The sequence below is a fragment of the Bacillus sp. es.034 genome (assembly GCF_002563655.1).
Taxonomy (GTDB): domain Bacteria; phylum Bacillota; class Bacilli; order Bacillales; family Bacillaceae_B; genus Rossellomorea.
On record NZ_PDIY01000001.1, the window covers coordinates 3,465,181 to 3,484,182 of the forward strand.

A 19,002-nucleotide genomic window follows, 5' to 3' on the forward strand; every position below is an offset into this window, starting at 1 on the left:
TCTAGTCCAGCTTTTCACCCTCTAAGATTCCCGATCCGGATAAATACTCCCTGAGGGGTTCAAACTCTGGATCACTCCAAAATTGAGCGGATGCGATCAACGCTTGAGCATCATCCCTAGCTACTTCCAGCGCACGGTAATCGTGCACCATGTCTGCTACTTTAAACTCCGGGAGCCCACTCTGCTTTCTGCCGAAGAAGTCACCCGGGCCCCTCAGTTCGAGATCTTTTTCACTAAGGACAAAACCATCATTCGTTTCTGTCATGATTTTCATGCGCTCTTTCCCGACTTCGGTCTTCGGTTCCGCAAGGAGGATACAATACGATTGATGTTCACCACGCCCTACCCTTCCTCTCAATTGATGAAGCTGACTCAATCCGAATCGTTCCGCATCATAGATGAGCATGAAGGTAGCATTGGGCACGTTCACTCCGACCTCAACCACCGTGGTGGAAACAAGTACTTGCAGGTGATTCGCACTGAATTCCCTCATGACTCCATCCTTATCCTCAGGATGAAGTCTCCCGTGCATCAGACCGACTTTATAACGCCCTTCAAAATAGTGGACCAATTGATTATAGACATCAATGGCATTTTGCACATCCAGTTTGTCAGACTCCTCGATCAATGGACAAATCACATAAGCCTGGCGTCCCTGGTCTAACTCCTTATCCATAAACGAAAGGACCCGTGACAGCATATCCGCTTTCGCCCAATAGGTTTCTATCGACTTCCTGCCTGCAGGCATTTGATCGATGATACTCACATCCATCTCACCAAATACGGTGATGGCAAGTGTTCTCGGGATCGGAGTCGCAGTCATGAATAATACATCAGGACTTTCCCCTTTTTCCCTGAGGACCCTTCTTTGGTTGACACCAAACCTGTGCTGTTCATCGGTGACGACGAGGCCCAGATGCTTGAATTCGACTTCTTCCTGAATGAGTGCGTGGGTACCAATGAGAATATCAATCTCGCCCTCTTTCAGTTTATCCAATAAAAGACGACGCTTCTTCCCTTTTACAGAGCTGGTTAGAAGTGCAACGGAAAGCCCCATCGGCCCCAGCAGTTCACTGAGGGAATTCGCATGCTGTTCCGCCAGTATTTCAGTCGGGACCATTAATGCTCCCTGATAACCAGCTGTTACACTTGAATACAGCGCAATGGCGGATACGACTGTCTTGCCGGATCCCACATCCCCTTGGAGAAGTCGATTCATGCGAAAAGGAGATTTCATATCCGCTGAAATCTCATTCACCACCCGCTTTTGCGCATCGGTCAATGGGAATGGTAAAGAATCAATGAACGATTTGACTTTCTCCAAATCATAATGTTGAGACATGCCGCTTGAATGTTCCCGTTCGAACTTTCTCAGAGCCTGCATCTTCAACTGAAACAACAGGAATTCTTCATAAACAAACCGCCTTCTTGCCTGCTTCATATCTTCGGTGGAATCAGGAAAGTGAAGATGATACAGGGCATCTTTCCGACTTGAAAGCTTATACTTTTCCATTAAATGACCAGGAAGGTTCTCATGGATCAGATGACCGTAATCATTGAAAGCCTTCTTGATGAATTTCCTGAGTGTATTGTTTTTCACCGAGCCTTTCAAGGAATATACAGGTTCAAAATCTCCCTGTTTATCATGAGGGCCAGAGTGAAAAAATTGGGCCGTAATGATTTGCCTGTTTTTATCCCATTTACCAGTCACCGTCACTGTATCATGAAGATTGATTTTCTTTTTCAAATAAGGCTGATTAAAAAACACCGCTTGAACCAGATTCCTCCCTACGAGTATCCGCATGGTCAAACGGGATTTTTTTCTTCCATAAAACATCAGTGCAGGTTCCGAATGAACTTTCCCCTCGACCGTGACGCGTTCATCATGGGCAACTTCTTCCAGGTCCCTGAGGCGGTAATCCTCATAGCGGTAAGGCAGATATTCTAACAGATCCAGAACGGAATGTATCCCCATTGCATTAAGCTGTAAAGCTGTTTCTTCACCTATCCCCTTAATGTTCTGGATTGTCAGTCCTTCATTATGAGTCTTCACGTTTATTCAGGGAAACCCCAAAGATTTTCGCTTCAAGCTCTCTGCCTGTCGGCGTAGCCGCCAGTCCCCCTTGAGCCGTTTCACGAAGAGCTACAGGCATGGTTTGACCGATCTTGTACATAGCGTCGATCACTTCATCACACGGAATACGGCTCGTGATACCTGCAAGGGCCATATCCGCCGCAACCATGGCATTGGCAGCTCCCATAGCATTCCGTTTCACACAAGGTACTTCCACCAGTCCCGCAACAGGATCACACACGAGACCCAGCATGTTCTTCAAAGTGATCGCCATGGCTTCTGCTGATTGACCAGGGGTCCCCCCGGCCATCTCCACGATGGCAGCCGCAGCCATACCGCTTGCTGATCCAACTTCTGCCTGACAGCCGCCAGCCGCACCTGAGATGGAAGCATTATTCGCCACCACGAAACCAAAGGCACCGGATGCAAATAAGAAGCGGATCATCTCATCTTTAGTTGGATTCAACTTATTCTTGACAGCAAACAGTGTCCCGGGGACCACTCCGGCAGATCCTGCAGTTGGTGTGGCACAAATTGTTCCCATCGCCGCATTCACTTCGTTCGTTGCCACGGCTTTACTCACCGCATCCAAAATCGTATCACCACACAGGGAACGACCTGAATCAATATATTTCTGTAATAACACGGCATCACCGCCTGTAAGTCCTGAATGGGACTTGACCCCTTCAAGACCCCTGGCTACTGCCTGCTCCATCACTTCCAGGTTTTTCTCCATCTGACTATAAACCTGTTCAAATGTTTTTCCCGTAAACTCTATTTCCTGTTCGATCATAATGTCAGAAATTTTCTTGTTCTGACTTTCTGCAAGTTCAACCAATTCTGCAACATTTCGAAACATGTAAATACCCTCCTCTTTATGTAAACGCTATCATTATTGTAATTGATTAATCAGAAATGCGTGTTACTTGTGTGATGTGCGGCAGTGATGTCAATTCGTTTATCACGGCTTCATCTATCGGTTGATCGACCTCGATGGTCATCAAAGCCATTTGTCCTTTTTCTTTCCGGGACACATCCATATGCCCAATGTTCAGCTGATGCTTGGCAATGACATTGGAGACAGAAGCAATCGCTCCGAACCGGTCATCATGAACTACAAGTATTGCGGGATGATGGCCTGAGAGTTTAAGTTCAAAGCCGTTAAGTTCAATGATTTCAACCTTCCCTCCACCAATTGAAATACCGACCAACTCGATTTCACCTTGATCGTCCCCCATGCGGATGCGGGCTGTATTCGGATGATCCGTGATGGCATCTTCTTCTTTAAATTTGATCTTTATCCCTTTTTCCTTCGCTACATTGATCGATTCGATAATTCGTTCATCATATGTATCATAATCGAGGATACCTCCGACTATGGCTACGTCTGTTCCATGACCCTTGTACGTTTTTGCAAACGATCCATAAAAGGAGATGGTCGCCCATTTTGGTTCACGGCGAAACAGGTTTCTTGCTATTCTTCCTATTCTGGCAGCACCAGCCGTATGAGAACTCGATGGTCCAATCATCACAGGACCGATTATATCAAATACACTTTTGTATTTCATGTCTTTTCCCCCTCACCTAACATCCGATTTCTACTACCATTCTAACATAATTGAAGGGGACAAACTCCTTTTAGAGCTGCCCCCTTCCTTTAATCCTTATTCAACTGAGAATATATAGGAGTAAAGTGGTTGTTTACCATTATGTACTTCCACTTCTACATCTTCATAGTGTTGTTCCACATACTCTCTGAGTGACTCAACATCCTCTTCGGTCACATCTTCCCCGTATAGAATCGTCAAGATCTCAGAGTCAGCATCAAGCATTGTCTCCAATAGGGTTTGAGCAGACTTTTGACGGTCCGAATCCGAAACGACAATCTTGCCTTCTTCAATTCCCATAAAGTCATCTTTTGAAATCGAAACGCCATCGATGGACGTATCTCTCACAGCAAATGTGACTTGGCCCGTTTTTACCTGTTTCGATGCCTCGGTCATCAACTGTTTATTGTCTTCAACAGAAGCTGATGGATTAAAGGCAAGTAACGCAGCCATTCCCTGCGGTACGGTCTTCGTCGGGACAACGGCTACTTCCATTTCAAGAACTTCAGCCGCTTGTTCGGCAGCCATGATGATGTTCTTGTTATTCGGCATGATGATGACTTTCTTCGCATTCACTTCTTCTACTGCTTTCACGATATCCTCCGTACTCGGATTCATCGTCTGACCGCCTTCGATGACAGAAGTTGCGCCGATACTCTTAAATAATTCGGCAATCCCTTCACCCATTGATACAGTCACGATGGCAAATTCGACTTCCTTGGCCGGAATCGGAGCCTCTGCTGCAGCAGGCTTGGATTCTCCTACAATGCTGCTGTGCTGCTGTCTCATATTTTCAATTTTAATATTGATAAGACTTCCGTATTGATGTCCATACGTCAATACATCCCCCGGCTGTTCGGAGTGGATATGTACTTTGGCTAATTCATCGTCACTGATGACAAGCAGAGAATCACCGAACTTGCTTAAATCCTGGCGAAAGTCTTCTTCTACAAATGACTGCTTATCACTTTCGAATCGGACCATGAATTCGGTACAATATCCAAATTCAATATCTTCTGTACTCATGAAATCCTGTGCCGCCTTATGATGCTCTGCGCTCACAAGATCATTCATGGATGGCAGTGACGCCTGATCCGAAACCTTTTCCCCTTTAAGCTCTGCAAGGAACCCTTCATAAACGAACAGAAGTCCCTGACCTCCACTATCGACTACTCCCACTTCCTTCAATACAGGAAGTAAATCAGGTGTACGATTCAATGAAGCCTGCGCTTCATCCACAATTGCCTGCATAAGCTTCACGAAATCACTTTCAGTCTCTGCTACAGAAACACCTTTTCTCGCAGCCTCTTTCGCAACCGTTAGAATCGTTCCTTCCACAGGTTTCATAACCGCTTTATAAGCCGTTTCCACCCCTGTTTGAAGTGCATTGGCAAACTCTGCACTTGATAAGGATTCTTTCCCTTCAATCGCTTTACCAAAGCCTCTGAACAATTGGGATAAGATAACACCTGAGTTACCTCTTGCTCCCATCAATAATCCTTTTGAAAGGGCAGTAGCCACATTTCCAATATGATCTTGAATATGGTTTTGAACTTCCTTTGCACCGGAAGTCATTGATAAATTCATATTTGTTCCAGTATCACCATCAGGAACAGGAAAAACGTTCAGCGCGTCAACCAGCTGCGCATTGGCAGATAATTTGGTGGCACCTTGTATCACCATCTGGGCAAAACGTTTTCCTTCCAAAGATGTAATCGACACGAATCTTCCTCCTCACTACGGGTTCGTGACACGAACCCCCTGCACAAAAATATTTACTGAATCTACCGCCAAGCCGACGGTCTTATCAAGAGTATATTTAACCTTGGATTGTACATTATGGGCAATCTCAGAAATTTTTGTACCATAACTCACAATAATATACATATCAATATGTACTTCCTCTTCATCTTGACGAACGATCACTCCGCGAGTGAAATTTTCTTTACGTAAGATATCTGTGAAACCGTCTTTAATTTGGTTCTTTGAAGCCATTCCAACAATTCCGTAGCAATCCACCGCTGCACCTCCAGCAATCATTGCAATGACATCATTCGTAATATCAATTTGTCCGTACTGCGTTTTCAATTCGATGGACATGGAATGTTTTCCCCCTTTAATTACATGCTTGGCTAAAAACATTTTACTATAAGTATACTGTTTTTGAAAGCTAAACTATTATCACAAGCGTCATTTGTTGGGTTTACCCTCTATTTTTTCCTGATTATTCAAAGATTAATCATCGGCTTCATTAATGGATCTGCCAATGGAAAAGGCTGCTAATGAAAAAAGACGCCTGCATTAGGCGCCTTCCCATTTTTAAGTATTATACGCGTTCTACTTTACCAGATTTCAACGCTCTTGCAGAAACCCATACTTTCTTAGGCTTTCCGTCCACAAGAATTCGAACTTTTTGCAGGTTTGCACCCCAAGTACGCTTGTTCGCATTCATTGCGTGAGAGCGAGCGTTACCTGAGCTGGCTTTACGGCCTGTTACTACGCATTGTTTTGCCATAATATATTCCCTCCTCACTAACAAGAAGCTGAAGTTAATTTCAGTTCCACATTTCGCTTATTATCATAAAGATACTTTAATAATTTATCACACTACTTTCCATAATGCAATACTACAATTAAAACCTTTCAAGAAAAAATACTTTACACACCGAAAAGCGGAAGCGGCTTGGTAGGCCCGCCAAGCATAAGGCGAATCAACCGGAATGGCGTTCTTTGCCATTTTGGTTGATTTGACTTATGACCTCGAGGGTCTAGCCGCCGGAGCTGGACAAATCGAAAAGCGGAAGGGGCTCGCCCTGAGGCGACAAGCATAAGACGAACTAGCCGGAAAGGCGCTTTTTGCCTTTTTGGTTAGTTTGACTTATGACCTCGAGCCTCAAGCCCCTGGAGCTGGACATCTCGAAAAGCGGAAGGGGCTCGCCCTGAGGCGACAAGCATAAGACGAACTAACCGGAAAGGCGCTTTTTGCCTTTTTGGTTAGTTTGACTTATGACCTCGAGCCTCAAGCCCCTGGAGCTGGACATCTCGAAAAGCGGAAGGGGCTACTTCTCGGTCAGGAGGAGATCACGTTAAGCAACAGAACTGATAAATAACCGGAAAAATTCCGCTTATCTGGAAATTACCCTTTAAAAAGGATGGAATAGCCGGAAAAATTCCGCCTATCCACTCACATCACGCTAAAATGGATGATGTATCTGTTCATAAGCGGAAAAACTTCCCTTATTAACCTCAATATTAAGGTTCATCCTGAATGTAACCGGAAAAACTCCGCTTATTTTTTGCCTGCTCCAAAGATGCCCCCTCTTTCCTCTCTATATCAACCGTAAAAAAAAGAAGATGGCACCAATGCCATCCCCAACAAACCATTTATTCTTTTTTAAACGTTCCTAACATCGCCCTCACAAGTCCACCCAAGAATTTCGGTAATTTAATTGTATAAAAGCGCATTTAAAGTCCCTCCCCACAATCTAAAGAACGTAATGTTTCGCTTGACAACAGTTCAGTCTATTCAAGCAGTTTCAGTTAAGTACATCTTCTTTTCTGCCTGGTCACGAGAAGCTTTAATCACTGCTTCTTATCACCATTAATATGCCATTTGAAAAGGAAAAAGTACCAGATGATTGTATAAGTTCATTACTAATACATAGTGTGGATCCTCTTGAAATATTCCGATTTTTTAATGGATATTTAAAGCCGGTGAGGGTGATCCCTTCCACATTTTCGGTGACGGGAACAAAGGAAATATACTGTAATTCCGGGCTTTTTTCAACGGTATGCTCCCCGGGTTGGGAAAGGGATAATCGATTTTGCACGTCGATCATTTCTACTTTAATGCGAGCTTCTAAAAGTTTCGGAGTCATTAATAATTGCAGGTTTCCCATGAAGTGATCAAGTCGTCCCCCGGTGGCACCGAAGATAAAAATTTCATCTGGTTTCTGATCGATTGCCCAGTTCAGGGCAAGCTCCAGGTCCGTCTCGTCCTTTTCCGGCTGATAGCGATTGACTTCCACGACTTTTTCCTGGATCAGTTCCCACTCTTCCTTGTTGACTGAATCAAAATCTCCGAATGCAATGGACGGTTCGATCCCCTGCTCCAATAATGTGTATACTCCACGATCCACGCCAACCCATAAGACTTCATCACTCCAAAATTTGTCCAATTCCGGTATGTACCGATTCGGTCCGCCGGCAACGATATTGATTTCCATTTCCTCCACTCCCATTTTATAAAAATAGGCTGACCCTAAGGATCAGCCTTCGTCTCTTATACGAGAGATTTCTTCAACTCTTCGATTGCTGCCCCTCGGTCACTCTTATTGTAGATGGCAGATCCAGCTACAAATACGTCTGCACCCGCTTCAGCACAAACGGCAGCCGTTTCAGGATTGATGCCACCATCCACTTCGATTTCGAGTGAAGGATTGACTTCATTTGCCCATTCACGGATCTGCTTGATTTTCGGTACGACGGACGGGATGAATGATTGCCCGCCGAATCCAGGGTTCACGGTCATCAAGAGAACCATATCAACATCTTGCAAGACAGGTCTGATCGATTCTGCGGGAGTACCTGGATTCAGGACGACACCCGCTTTAACCCCTTTGCCTTTGATCATTTGGATCGTTCTATGCAAATGGGGGTCTGCTTCTACATGGACGGTGATATAGTCCGCTCCCGCATCGGCAAAAGCTTCGATGTATTGGCTCGGGTTTTCAATCATGAGATGTACGTCCAACGGTAACGTTGTTAGTGGACGGATCGCTTTTACAATCATTGGCCCGAGCGTAATATTCGGTACGAAGTGACCATCCATGACGTCTACATGGATATAGTCCGCTCCCCCTTTTTCAACATCTTTGATTTCATTGCCCAGCTCTGCAAAATTGGCAGAAAGAATGGATGGTGCGATTTTCATATTTCAGTACCTCGGCTTTCTTTCTTTTATTTCTTTATGGAAAGTCAAATAGTGATCGTAGCGGTAATCAGGAATCCTCCCCGCTTCAACGGCGGATTTCACTGCACATTTCGGTTCATTGATATGAAGACAGCCCCTGAATTTACACTCTTCGGCTACTTCGACCATTTCCGGGAAACAATTCGGCAGCTCTTCTATTTCAAGGTCTGAAAACTCCAGTGAACTAAATCCTGGTGTATCGGCGACTAACCCATCTTTAATATCGATGAGCTCCACATGGCGGGTCGTATGTTTCCCCCGTCCCAAGTGGGCAGAAATCATGGCAGTCTTCAACTCCAGTTCAGGGTTCAGGGCATTCAGCAAAGATGATTTTCCTACTCCCGATTGCCCGGCAAAAACGGAAATTTTATCCTTTAAATAAGGAGTTAATTCCTCCACCCCATGCTCTGTTTTAGAAGAAGTCATCAGCACTTCATACCCAAATGAGCGGTATTCAGACACATATTGTTCGATCTTGTTTGCCTGGTCCGGGGAAAGGAGGTCCATCTTTGTCACACAGATAAGCGGTTCGATCTCTTTGCTCTCCACCAACACCAGAAAACGATCCAGAAGCGCAGGACTGAAATTCGGTTCACTGGCTGAAAAGACCAGAATCGCCTGATCGACGTTTGCGATGGGAGGGCGTACCAATTCATTCTTCCGTTCCAATACCTTCAGAATGTACCCATCCGTTTTGTTCTCTGCTTGAAACTCGACATAATCACCAACAAGGGGCGTAATTTTATTTTTTCGGAAATTGCCCCTGCCCCTGCATTGCGTCACACTGCCTTCTGAGAGCACATAGTAAAATCCACTCAATGCTTTTACGATTTTTCCTTCAGGCATTCGAAACCTCCTATTCAAAACGTTTATCTAAATTGTTCATTATCTTCATTATGTATCATTACCATTATAAATGAAAATAAGAGGACTGTCCCGTAGGTTCTTTAAAAACCCGGGTACAGCCCCTTGGCAAGTGAATGTTATTCTTCTTTAGGATAATCGACAGTACCTCTTTTATACTCTTTACCATCGACTAAAATAATATATTCCCCTTTTGTTCCTTCTTCTAACGTGAAGGTCATCGTAATGGTCGTATCTTCGTAAATTCCTTGGACTTGGTCTGCATCACTGTCGTCGAGATCACTGTCCTTATCGTCAATGAATACCTCCACGGATTGAGGTTTTCCTTCTTGTCCCTTATATGGGATGAGAATGTCTTCGGTAACCTCCTTAGTCGGTACTTCCTTCGGCGGTTCAGGACCCTTAGACATGATCACATAAACTGTATCACCTTTTGTAATTGGGGTACTTGCCACCGGCTTATGGGAAATCACTTTTCCCTCTTCTACTTCTGAGGAGAATTTTTCACTCTGCACAATGATATTTATCCCTTTTGATGCTTCATATTTATCGAGTGCAGTTTGATCGAACCCTTCTAAGCTGTCTAAATCAAAGGATTCCCGCCCTTTACTGACCGTAAAGGTGATCGTCGTCTCCTCAGCCACGACTTCTTCCCCTGGCGATGGATCCTGATCCAGGATCGTCCCCTGGGCCTCGTCCTCATTAAACTCTTCTTCTTTCTCTACCGTGAATCCTTTTTCCTCTAAATCAGCAGACACTTCTTCAAAGTCCTTGCCGACGTAATCCTCGACTTCCACTTTTTCTTTACCTGTACTGACATAGATATCGACAGCCGATCCTTCATTCGCCATCCGGCCAGCTTTCGGATTGGTCTTGATCACATATTCTTCGGGAATTTCTTCATCGGGTACCTTCTTGGTTTCACCGACCACAAACCCAGCCGATATGATCGTCGAGATTGCTTCGGTTTGATCCATTTCAGAAACGTTCGGTACTTCTATCTCTTTCGGTCCCAATAAACCAGGTACCATCGTGACAGCAGCGACTCCCAACAGGATCAATAAAAAGAATAAACCAATGATCACCATCGGCCACTTCTTCTTACTTTTACCCTTAGGCGGTTTTGTTTTATCTTTTTTACCCTTCTTCCCCTCTTTCACAGGTGGGGTAGGCTTGGTTTTCACGTCGTCTGTCTGGTGATGGACGATTGTATCATCTAAATTTGAGTACGCCTTTTGATCCGTGATGACAGGGATCGCTTTTGTCGCTTCATCATCGAGAGGAACGGCGAATTTGGGTTCATTCATGCGATCGGCATCAAGGGCTGTCGATAAGTCTTCATCCATTTCTTCAAGGCTCTCGTAGCGTCTGAAAGGATCCTTTGCCGTTGCTTTCAGTACGATATTTTCCACACTTTGTGGAATGTCCGGGTTCCACCTTTTTAAGGAAGGTGTTTCCGATTGCAGATGCTTTAAGGCAATCGAGACAGCCGACTCCCCCGAGAAAGGCAATCTGCCCGTCAACAATTCGAACATGACGATCCCGAGTGAATAGATATCCGATTTCTTTGTGGCCATCCCGCCTCTCGCCTGCTCGGGAGAAAGGTAGTGTACCGACCCGAGAACCGAATTGGTCTGGGTGATCGACGTGGCACTGAGGGCCATGGCGATCCCGAAATCGGTTATCTTCACATTTCCTTCTTCATCGAGAAGGATGTTATGAGGCTTGATGTCACGGTGCACGATATGATTCTGATGCGCATGTGACATGGCGATTGTCAGTTGCTTCATGATATCGATCGCCTTGTCGACATTGACAGGCGAGTGTTGCTGTATGTATTGCTTTAAGGTCATGCCATGAACATATTCCATGACGATATAATAGAGGTCATCCTCTTCTCCTACATCATAGATGCTCACAATATTAGGGTGGGCAAGACTAGTAGCAGATTGGGCTTCCCGTTGGAATCGTTTAATGAATTCCTCTTCATTGGCAAAGTCGATCCGGAGCATTTTAATGGCCACTTCACGATCAAGAATCACATCGTGAGCTAAATAGACGTTCGCCATTCCCCCTCCACCGATGAGTTTAATAATTCTGTAACGCCCACTGATGCGCTTACCTTCCATCATGTTATCACCCGCTTTCCGTTTCAGCGGCAAACTCGACAATTACTACGGTAATATTATCTTCACCGCCATATTCATTGGCTAAATGAACGAGCGACTCCCCTTTATTTTCCAAGGAGTGGTCCTGGGCCAATACCTCTTTCATTTCTTTTTCAGAGACTTTATTTGAAAGACCGTCTGAACATAGAAGAATGAGATCTTCCTCTTCGAACATGATCGTTTTAATATCCATTGTAATTGAAGCTTCCGTACCGATTGCTCTTAAAATGACATTTTTTCTCGGATGATGTTCTGCATCTTCCTTAGAAATTTCACCGCTTCTCACCAATTCATTCACAAGCGTATGATCTTCGGTCAATTGATGAAATCCGTTTTCATTCAGGATATACCCTCTGCTGTCACCGATATTGACAATCGTTGCAAATAAAGAAGTACATATGGCTCCGACGAGAGTCGTACCCATCCCTTCGCATTCGGAATTGGATTGAGAATAAGTATATACTTCTTTGTTTACTTCGTTAATAGTTGATTTTAACCAATTTTCTGCTTCATCAGCGGTGTGAAATTTCTCGGTTTTCTCCCATAAGTCCTTTAAGATGGAAATGGTTAGCTCACTGGCAACGTCCCCTGCTCTGTGGCCACCCATCCCATCTGCTACAACAGCTAAATGATCTCCATGCTGATTCACGAATACACCGGCACTATCTTCATTCAGCTGCCGCACTTTCCCTTTGTCCGTAAAATAAACCGTCTTCACTTAGGTCACCTCTTCTCTTCTTCTGCACCTATTTCAAGTAGTTCCTTCTGCACATGACATACTAAAAGGCCTGTTGTTCTTTTACGACTTTTACAGCGGATTTTCCTGCTTTACTTTCAACATTTGCTGAATATCGACTCAATCCTTTTTCAGGAAGCACGAAATATAGAAGCCGTCGCCTCCGAAATCCTGTGGGAAAATTTGCAATTGGTTCCCATCAATGAACGGTCTCACTGCTTCCGGAAGTCGATCGAGTGCATGAAATTCAAAGTCAGGGTGATCACTCAGAAAGGCCGACACGGTACCTTCATTTTCGTTCTGATCCACCGTACATGTGCTATATACCAGTAATCCACCTTTTTTTAGCAAGGGTGCAACTGCCGATAGGATATCAAGCTGGATCTTTTGAAGGGATAGAAGATCTGCCTCTTTCTTTGCATATTTAATATCCGGTTTTCTTCTGAGAACGCCTAGACCTGAGCATGGTGCATCGACCAGTATCCGATCGAAACTTCCCTTTTCAAACTTCTCTCCGGCTTTCCTGCTATCAAGGGCAGCGGTGTGTATATTGGAAAGACCGAGTCGGGAAGCATTTTCGTCGATTAATTTGACTTTATGCTTATGGAGATCCAAGGCATGGACTTCGCCGGTTCCGGAGAGTTTTTCTGCAATATGCGTCGTTTTCCCTCCAGGTGCTGCACACGCATCCAGCACTTTCATCCCTTTTTCAAGCTTTAAAGCATAAGAAACAAGCATGGAGCTCTCATCCTGTATCGTACATAATCCATTACGGTATTCATCTGTTTTCGCAAGGTTCCCCCGAAGAGACTGGACCGCTTCCGGTACGATTAAACTTTCCTGCAATTCATTTCCGCTGTCAGCCAATCGCTGCAAGAGCTCTTCACGGCTGATCCTGGTTGTATTCACACGGGCCGTTTGGTGTGGAGCGATCAAGTTGGTTTCGCACATTTCTTTCGTTTTATCTAAGCCAAATTGTTCTGACCACCTTTTAACAAGCCAGTAAGGATGACTCGTTTCGATGGCAACCCTTTCCACCGGGTCCTTGATGGAGTCGAGAGTCGGAAGGCCTTTTCTCTGTACTGACCTTAATACCCCATTGACTAATCCTGAGATTCCCTTATGTCCTCTCTTTTTGGCGATTTCGACTGCTTCATAGAATACGGCGCGATCCGGGATCCGGTCTAAGTAGACCAGCTGATAAAGGGATAATCTTAGCAATTGACGAACCCAATCGTCCAGCTTCCCCTTGATGAATGGGGCTAAATAGAAATCCAGAGTCATTTTGCGTTGAATGGTCCCGTATGTCATTTCCGTCAATAACCCGATATCCTTACCCGGCAGTTCGTTTTTTTCGATTACTGAATGAAGCAGTAAGTTGCTGTATGATTGATTCTTTTCCACTGCCTCGATGACATCGAGTGCTGCTTCCCGTACGGTTTTATTTCGTTTACTCATGTTCTTCTCCTAACATCAGGCCAGCTTTTAAATGTGCGCCCGCTCCCCTAAGGTAGTCCTTTGCGCTCATCCTTTTCTTGCCGGAAGGCTGTAAATCCGTGATTTTAATCCCCGTTGAATTGCCGGTGGACACAACGAAACCATCCTCTTCAATCCCGATGATTTTCCCGGGTGATGACGGAGTCACGCTCACTTTTTCTCCCCACCATACTTTCATGACAGAGCCGTCTAAAGTGGTATACGCAACCGGCCACGGATGCATTCCCCTGATATGATTGTAGATTTCTTCCCCGTCATGCGTCCAGTCGATCTTCTCTTGTTCACGCTTGATATTCCGGGCAAAGGTCGCTTTTGAATCATCCTGTTTAACCGGGGAGATTTCCCCTGCAAGTAATGGAGGGATGGTTTCAATCAGTAATCGGGCACCTGCCGCACTCAGTTTGTCGTGAAGCGTACCCACATGATCACGTTCTTCGATCTCCACTTCCACTTGGCTGATGATGTCCCCAGCGTCCAGCTTTTCCACCATATACATAATGGTGATGCCTGTTTTCTCTTTTCCCTGGAGAATGGAATAATGGATCGGGGCACCTCCCCGGAGTTCTGGAAGCAGTGAAGCATGGACATTGATGCAGCCATATTTAGGTGCTTCAAGCAGGGCGTTCGGAAGGATCTGACCGAAAGCAGCAGTCACGATAAGGTCCGGTTTTAAATCCAGCACTTGGTTTAACTCTTCTTCATTCTTTATCTTCTCCGGCTGGTAGACCGGGATGCCGTGCTTTTCAGCTGCCACTTTGACAGGTGGGGGCGTGAGGATCCTTTTCCTTCCGACGGGGCGATCCGGTTGTGTCACAACCGCGATCACGTCATATTTTTCATCTAGTAGAGATTGGAGAACTGGAACCGAGAAATCGGGTGTTCCCATAAAGATCACTTTCGTCATTAAGCTTCATACCCTTCTAATTCTTCTTCTGTAATATATTTTTCTACTTTTGTTGTAAATAAAATGCCGTGCAGGTGATCGATTTCATGCTGGATGGCCCTGGCCAGAAAATCCTGGGCTTGGAATTCAACCGTTCTTCCTTTACGGTCCTGTGTACGGACCCTGATCGAGTATGGGCGTGTCACTTCCCCGTAGAGGCCGGGGAAGCTGAGGCAACCTTCGAGGTCCGTTTGAGTCCCTTCTGACTCGATGATTTCCGGATTGATGAGTTCGATCGTTCCTGACTCATCGCCGATATCGACGATCGCCACCTGAAGGTCGATGCCCACTTGAGGGGCCGCGAGCCCGACTCCGTCCGCTTCGATCATGGTATCATACATATTTACGAGTAATTTCTTTAACTTTTTATCAAAATCCGTTACCTTCTCACATTCTTTTTCGAGAATGGCATCCGGATGCATGACGATTGGAAGTATTGCCATAACTGTCCTCCATTTTTCTATATGAATAGTGTTACATCATCATATAAGGGTTCACATCTATGGAGATGGTTAACCCTTGAGATGCATATTGCTGCTGAAATTGATCCAGTACTGTTTTTAACGTGCTCCCAAGATTTGGTTCACGCTTGTATTTTATCAAACATTGATAGCGGTATCTATTCTTGATCCTGGGAATGGGCGATGCAACCGGTCCGAGGATGATCGTTGTATCGGATAGCTTTGACCGGATGAAAGCCGTCATTTTCTCTGAAATATCCACAACCTTCATTAGATCTTCATGACTTAATGTGATCAGCGTGATGTAGTAAAAAGGTGGATAGGATCCCATTTTTCTCATCATCATTTCCTGCTGATAGAAACGATTATAATCATGATTGGATGCTAATTCGATCGAGTAGTGCTCCGGTGTGTACGTTTGAATCACTACTTCCCCGGGAAGTGTGTGCCTGCCAGCCCTTCCACTTACTTGGGTCAATAATTGGAACGTCTTTTCCGCTGCCCTGAAATCCGGCAGATGGAGCATCGTATCCGCACTGAGTACACCTACAAGGGTGATATTTGGAAAATCCAGGCCCTTTGCAATCATTTGCGTACCAAGGAGGATATCTGCCTTGCCTTCCCCGAAAGCCGTTAGCAATTTTTCATGTGAACCTTTCCGGGATGTGGTATCGACATCCATACGAATGATCCTTGCATCCGGGAGGAGCTTCGTCAATTCCTCCTCTACCTTCTGTGTACCCGTCCCAAAATAACGGATATGCTCACTTGTACATTCGGGACATGTGGATGGGACCCTTTCTTCATAACCACAATAATGGCATTTCATCCCATTGGAAAATCGATGATAGGTCAAGGAGATGTCGCAATTCGGACATTGCAGGACAAAGCCGCAATCTCTGCACATGATGAACGAAGAGTGCCCCCTGCGATTTAGAAAAAGGACCGTTTGCTCTCCCTTTTCAAGCCTTCCCTGGAGCTTTTCGAACAGGTTGGTTGAAAACATGGAACGGTTTCCCTTCCTCAGTTCCTCTCTCATATCCACGATGTCTACGGATGGAAGCGGGCCGTCATTCATGCGTTTATCAAGCGTCAATAGTCCGTATACCCGTTTTGAAGACCGGGCGAAGGATTCCAGGGAAGGGGTCGCACTGCCTAAGATCACCGGGCATTGATGGAATTCCCCTCGATAGATCGCGACGTCCCGTGCGTGATAACGTGGATTTTCTTCTTGCTTGTAGCTGGTTTCATGCTCTTCATCGATAATGATGATACCGATATTTTCAAAAGGGGCAAAAACCGCAGAACGGGCTCCTACCACCACTTTCACTTCCTTGCGTTGGATCTTTCTCCACTCATCATACTTTTCCCCGACTGATAATCCGCTGTGAAGGACGGCGACATCGTCACCAAACCTTCCTTTAAAGCGGTGTACCATCTGAGGGGTAAGGGAAATCTCTGGAACAAGAACAATCGCTTCTTTCCCCTCCTCGAGTACCCGTTGGATGGATTGCAGATAAATCTCTGTTTTCCCGCTCCCTGTAACTCCGTAAAGAAGAAATGTGTGATGCTTTCTTTGATCGATGGTACTCAATATGGGACCGATCGCCTCTTCCTGCTGGGAAGTCAATGAGAGGGGGAATGTCTTCTCGAATGTTCTGTTTTCAAAAGGATCACGGTACATTTCCACGTTTTTCTCAACAAGGATCCCTTTTTGGACTAGTGACTTTACGGTACTTGAAGTCGTGGCCATCACTTCCATCAGGGTGGATGCGAGTATCCCATCACCACCAGGGGCCGCATCTATCATATATTCGATGATTTGTTTTTGTTTACTGGCCTGGGACGGCAAACTCTCTTTCACTTCATCCATTTGATCGATTGGTACGTTCAGATAAAGCTTACGTACAGTTTTCTTATTCAATTTTGCTTTCACTCTGTAGATGACTTCAACAGAGCCTTTTTTTACCTCTTTATGTACGAGGGGGAGCATGCCGCTTTCTTCGATTGCACTCCAGGAGACCTCTCTACCGCTCTGAAAGAAGCGTTGGAGGGAGAGGTGAAGCTCACCCGGATTCCTGTCTTCTTCAAGTCGAAGGAATTTTTCATACTTCGCTTTCATGGCTGCAGGAAGCATTGCTTGGAAGGCTGAGATTTTAAAGCAGAGGGTTTTCTCCGTCAACCAGTTGCCGAGGGCGAGTAATTCTTTGTTCAGGACGGGTACGAGATCCATCGGCTCGATGATCGATTTAAGTTTCGAGACTTCCCCTTTTTCCTTTAATTCAATGACAAAGCCTTGGATTTTCCTCGGACCAAAAGGCACGACGACCCTCATACCGGGAACGATGCTGCCTTTCCATTCATCCGGGATACTGTAATCATACGTTCGATCCGTCTGCATGGCAGGAACGTCGACAATGACGCTAGCTACGTTCATGTGAGGAACCCTTCTTTATGTGCCGGTTAGCTTCTTTATAGATTTCTTTGGCTACCTCTATCTTTGATAATAAAGGCAGCTCGAGAACGTCTCCCCCGCTCGTGACAATCGATACTTTGTTTGTATCTGTTCCGAACCCGGATCCCGTTTCTTTGACATTATTTGCAACGATCATATCTGCCCGTTTTTTCACAAGCTTCGCCTTGGCATACTCTTCGACGTTTGTCGTCTCGGCTGCAAATCCGATGAGGTATTGGTGTGTCTTCCTTTCACCAAGGCTCATCAATATATCCTTTGTACGCTCAAATTCAATCACTAGATTTCCATCTTTTTTCTTTAACTTATCTTCAAATATTTCTTTAGGACGGTAGTCGGCGACTGCTGCACTCTTTACGATGATATCTGCAGATGGAAAAACTTCATGCACCCTATCATACATTTCTTCAGCAGTCGTCACGGAGACAAATTCAACACCAGCTGGAATCGGTAATCCCGAAGGTCCTGAGATCAATACGACATCCGCTCCAAGGGAAACCGCCGCTTCAGCAAGGGCGTACCCCATCTTCCCGGTTGAACGATTGGAGAAGAATCGCACAGGATCCACCATCTCCCTCGTCGGACCGGCCGTGATCACTACTTTTCTCCCCTCAAGCAGCTTTCTCTCGCTGTCACGCTCCTGGAAAAAACGATCAACCAGCTCCACTACCTTCTCGGGTTCTTCCAATCTTCCCTTGCCAATATAGCCACAGGCTAAATACCCTTCACTCGGTTCAACAAATTGATAGCCGAACCCAAAAAGGGTTTCAATATTCCTTTTCACTGCTGGATGATCATACATATGTACATTCATGGCCGGGGCGATCCACACCTTTGCCGTCGTTGCAAGAATCGTCGTTGTGATCATGTCATCTGCAATCCCGTTTGCAAGCTTCCCGATGATGTTTGCCGTGGCAGGTGCCACCAGTACGAGGTCAGCCCAATCCGCCAAGTCGATATGAGCAATTTTTGATGAATCTTTTTCATCAAAGGTGTCCCAATACACATCTTGGCGGGATAATGCCTGAAACGTGAGAGGGGCCACAAATTTACGTGCCGACTCCGTCATGATCACCTTCACTTCAGCACCGCCCTGCACCAGCTTGCTGGTCAAGGCTGCCGCTTTGTATACAGCTATTCCACCAGATACACATAATAGTATTCTTTTCCCCTGCATCATTCTACTTTCCCCCATTACTCTTTATCC

The 19,002-nt window shown here is 45.4% G+C and carries 17 protein-coding genes; all 17 read right to left on the reverse strand.

Translation table 11 applies throughout. The annotated features are described in order from the left end of the window. Position 1: 1 nt before the first annotated feature. The 17 genes from recG to coaBC all read right to left on the reverse strand — a co-directional run bounded on the left by recG (position 2) and on the right by coaBC (position 18,975). A complete protein-coding gene (gene recG / locus ATG71_RS17665) occupies positions 2-2,053 on the reverse strand; it encodes an ATP-dependent DNA helicase RecG (RefSeq protein WP_483295314.1) in 2,052 nt (683 codons plus the stop codon). Beyond that, complete coding sequence (sdaAA, locus tag ATG71_RS17670) at positions 2,040-2,933, reverse strand: L-serine ammonia-lyase, iron-sulfur-dependent, subunit alpha (protein WP_034755730.1); 894 nt, start codon at positions 2,931-2,933, stop codon at positions 2,040-2,042. Before sdaAA ends, recG begins: the two co-directional genes overlap by 14 nt. A 46-nt stretch (positions 2,934-2,979) precedes the next feature. Continuing rightward, positions 2,980-3,642, reverse strand: coding sequence for an L-serine ammonia-lyase, iron-sulfur-dependent subunit beta (gene sdaAB, locus ATG71_RS17675; RefSeq protein ID WP_098440802.1), 663 nt, complete (start codon positions 3,640-3,642; stop codon positions 2,980-2,982). Between the two features lie 96 nt (positions 3,643-3,738). Beyond that, positions 3,739-5,403 (reverse strand): DAK2 domain-containing protein, encoded by a 1,665-nt coding sequence (locus tag ATG71_RS17680; RefSeq protein WP_098440803.1) that lies wholly within the window; start codon positions 5,401-5,403, stop codon positions 3,739-3,741. Positions 5,404-5,418: 15 nt separating this feature from the next. Further along, a complete protein-coding gene (locus ATG71_RS17685; RefSeq protein ID WP_034755738.1) occupies positions 5,419-5,781 on the reverse strand; it encodes an Asp23/Gls24 family envelope stress response protein in 363 nt (120 codons plus the stop codon). 226 nt (positions 5,782-6,007) lie between these two features. Beyond that, positions 6,008-6,196, reverse strand: coding sequence for a 50S ribosomal protein L28 (gene rpmB, locus ATG71_RS17690; RefSeq protein ID WP_034755741.1), 189 nt, complete (start codon positions 6,194-6,196; stop codon positions 6,008-6,010). Positions 6,197-7,065: 869 nt separating this feature from the next. Then, positions 7,066-7,146: a stage V sporulation protein SpoVM gene (gene spoVM / locus ATG71_RS17695; protein ID WP_032088878.1), complete on the reverse strand. Its 81-nt coding sequence runs from the start codon at positions 7,144-7,146 to the stop codon at positions 7,066-7,068. Between the two features lie 113 nt (positions 7,147-7,259). Continuing rightward, the gene (locus ATG71_RS17700; protein ID WP_098440804.1) at positions 7,260-7,907 is read right to left on the reverse strand and encodes a thiamine diphosphokinase; all 648 of its coding nucleotides are present in this window, start codon (positions 7,905-7,907) and stop codon (positions 7,260-7,262) included. A gap of 56 nt (positions 7,908-7,963) precedes the next feature. After that, the gene (gene rpe / locus ATG71_RS17705; protein WP_098440805.1) at positions 7,964-8,614 is read right to left on the reverse strand and encodes a ribulose-phosphate 3-epimerase; all 651 of its coding nucleotides are present in this window, start codon (positions 8,612-8,614) and stop codon (positions 7,964-7,966) included. Between the two features lie 3 nt (positions 8,615-8,617). Next, the gene (gene rsgA / locus ATG71_RS17710) at positions 8,618-9,499 is read right to left on the reverse strand and encodes a ribosome small subunit-dependent GTPase A (protein ID WP_098440806.1); all 882 of its coding nucleotides are present in this window, start codon (positions 9,497-9,499) and stop codon (positions 8,618-8,620) included. Between the two features lie 137 nt (positions 9,500-9,636). Beyond that, positions 9,637-11,649 (reverse strand): Stk1 family PASTA domain-containing Ser/Thr kinase, encoded by a 2,013-nt coding sequence (pknB, locus tag ATG71_RS17715; protein ID WP_098440807.1) that lies wholly within the window; start codon positions 11,647-11,649, stop codon positions 9,637-9,639. A gap of 4 nt (positions 11,650-11,653) precedes the next feature. After that, on the reverse strand, positions 11,654-12,403 hold the full coding sequence (locus ATG71_RS17720) for a Stp1/IreP family PP2C-type Ser/Thr phosphatase (protein ID WP_098440808.1): 750 nt from the start codon (positions 12,401-12,403) through the stop codon (positions 11,654-11,656). Between the two features lie 138 nt (positions 12,404-12,541). Continuing rightward, entirely contained in the window at positions 12,542-13,879 is a 1,338-nt protein-coding gene (rsmB, locus tag ATG71_RS17725) for a 16S rRNA (cytosine(967)-C(5))-methyltransferase RsmB (RefSeq protein WP_098440809.1), read from the reverse strand. Continuing rightward, positions 13,872-14,822, reverse strand: a complete 951-nt coding sequence (gene fmt, locus ATG71_RS17730) for a methionyl-tRNA formyltransferase (protein WP_098440810.1) — start codon at positions 14,820-14,822, stop codon at positions 13,872-13,874. Before fmt ends, rsmB begins: the two co-directional genes overlap by 8 nt. After that, positions 14,822-15,304, reverse strand: coding sequence for a peptide deformylase (def, locus tag ATG71_RS17735; RefSeq protein WP_098440811.1), 483 nt, complete (start codon positions 15,302-15,304; stop codon positions 14,822-14,824). Before def ends, fmt begins: the two co-directional genes overlap by 1 nt. Positions 15,305-15,335: 31 nt before the next feature. Continuing rightward, positions 15,336-17,759, reverse strand: coding sequence for a primosomal protein N' (gene priA, locus ATG71_RS17740; RefSeq protein WP_098440812.1), 2,424 nt, complete (start codon positions 17,757-17,759; stop codon positions 15,336-15,338). Then, positions 17,746-18,975, reverse strand: a complete 1,230-nt coding sequence (gene coaBC / locus ATG71_RS17745; protein WP_098440813.1) for a bifunctional phosphopantothenoylcysteine decarboxylase/phosphopantothenate--cysteine ligase CoaBC — start codon at positions 18,973-18,975, stop codon at positions 17,746-17,748. The genes priA and coaBC overlap by 14 nt, the downstream gene beginning before the upstream one ends. Positions 18,976-19,002: the final 27 nt, after the last annotated feature.

Coding starts and splice junctions, on each gene's coding strand:
- sdaAA (WP_034755730.1), bottom strand. CDS start 2,933: ATGTTTCGAAATGTTGCAGAATTGGTTGAACTTGCAGAAAGTCAGAAC.
- sdaAB (WP_098440802.1), bottom strand. CDS start 3,642: ATGAAATACAAAAGTGTATTTGATATAATCGGTCCTGTGATGATTGGA.
- ATG71_RS17685 (WP_034755738.1), bottom strand. CDS start 5,781: ATGTCCATCGAATTGAAAACGCAGTACGGACAAATTGATATTACGAAT.
- rpmB (WP_034755741.1), bottom strand. CDS start 6,196: ATGGCAAAACAATGCGTAGTAACAGGCCGTAAAGCCAGCTCAGGTAAC.
- spoVM (WP_032088878.1), bottom strand. CDS start 7,146: ATGCGCTTTTATACAATTAAATTACCGAAATTCTTGGGTGGACTTGTG.
- ATG71_RS17700 (WP_098440804.1), bottom strand. CDS start 7,907: ATGGAAATCAATATCGTTGCCGGCGGACCGAATCGGTACATACCGGAA.
- rpe (WP_098440805.1), bottom strand. CDS start 8,614: ATGAAAATCGCACCATCCATTCTTTCTGCCAATTTTGCAGAGCTGGGC.
- rsgA (WP_098440806.1), bottom strand. CDS start 9,499: ATGCCTGAAGGAAAAATCGTAAAAGCATTGAGTGGATTTTACTATGTG.
- pknB (WP_098440807.1), bottom strand. CDS start 11,649: ATGATGGAAGGTAAGCGCATCAGTGGGCGTTACAGAATTATTAAACTC.
- rsmB (WP_098440809.1), bottom strand. CDS start 13,879: ATGAGTAAACGAAATAAAACCGTACGGGAAGCAGCACTCGATGTCATC.
- fmt (WP_098440810.1), bottom strand. CDS start 14,822: ATGACGAAAGTGATCTTTATGGGAACACCCGATTTCTCGGTTCCAGTT.
- def (WP_098440811.1), bottom strand. CDS start 15,304: ATGGCAATACTTCCAATCGTCATGCATCCGGATGCCATTCTCGAAAAA.
- priA (WP_098440812.1), bottom strand. CDS start 17,759: ATGAACGTAGCTAGCGTCATTGTCGACGTTCCTGCCATGCAGACGGAT.
- coaBC (WP_098440813.1), bottom strand. CDS start 18,975: ATGATGCAGGGGAAAAGAATACTATTATGTGTATCTGGTGGAATAGCT.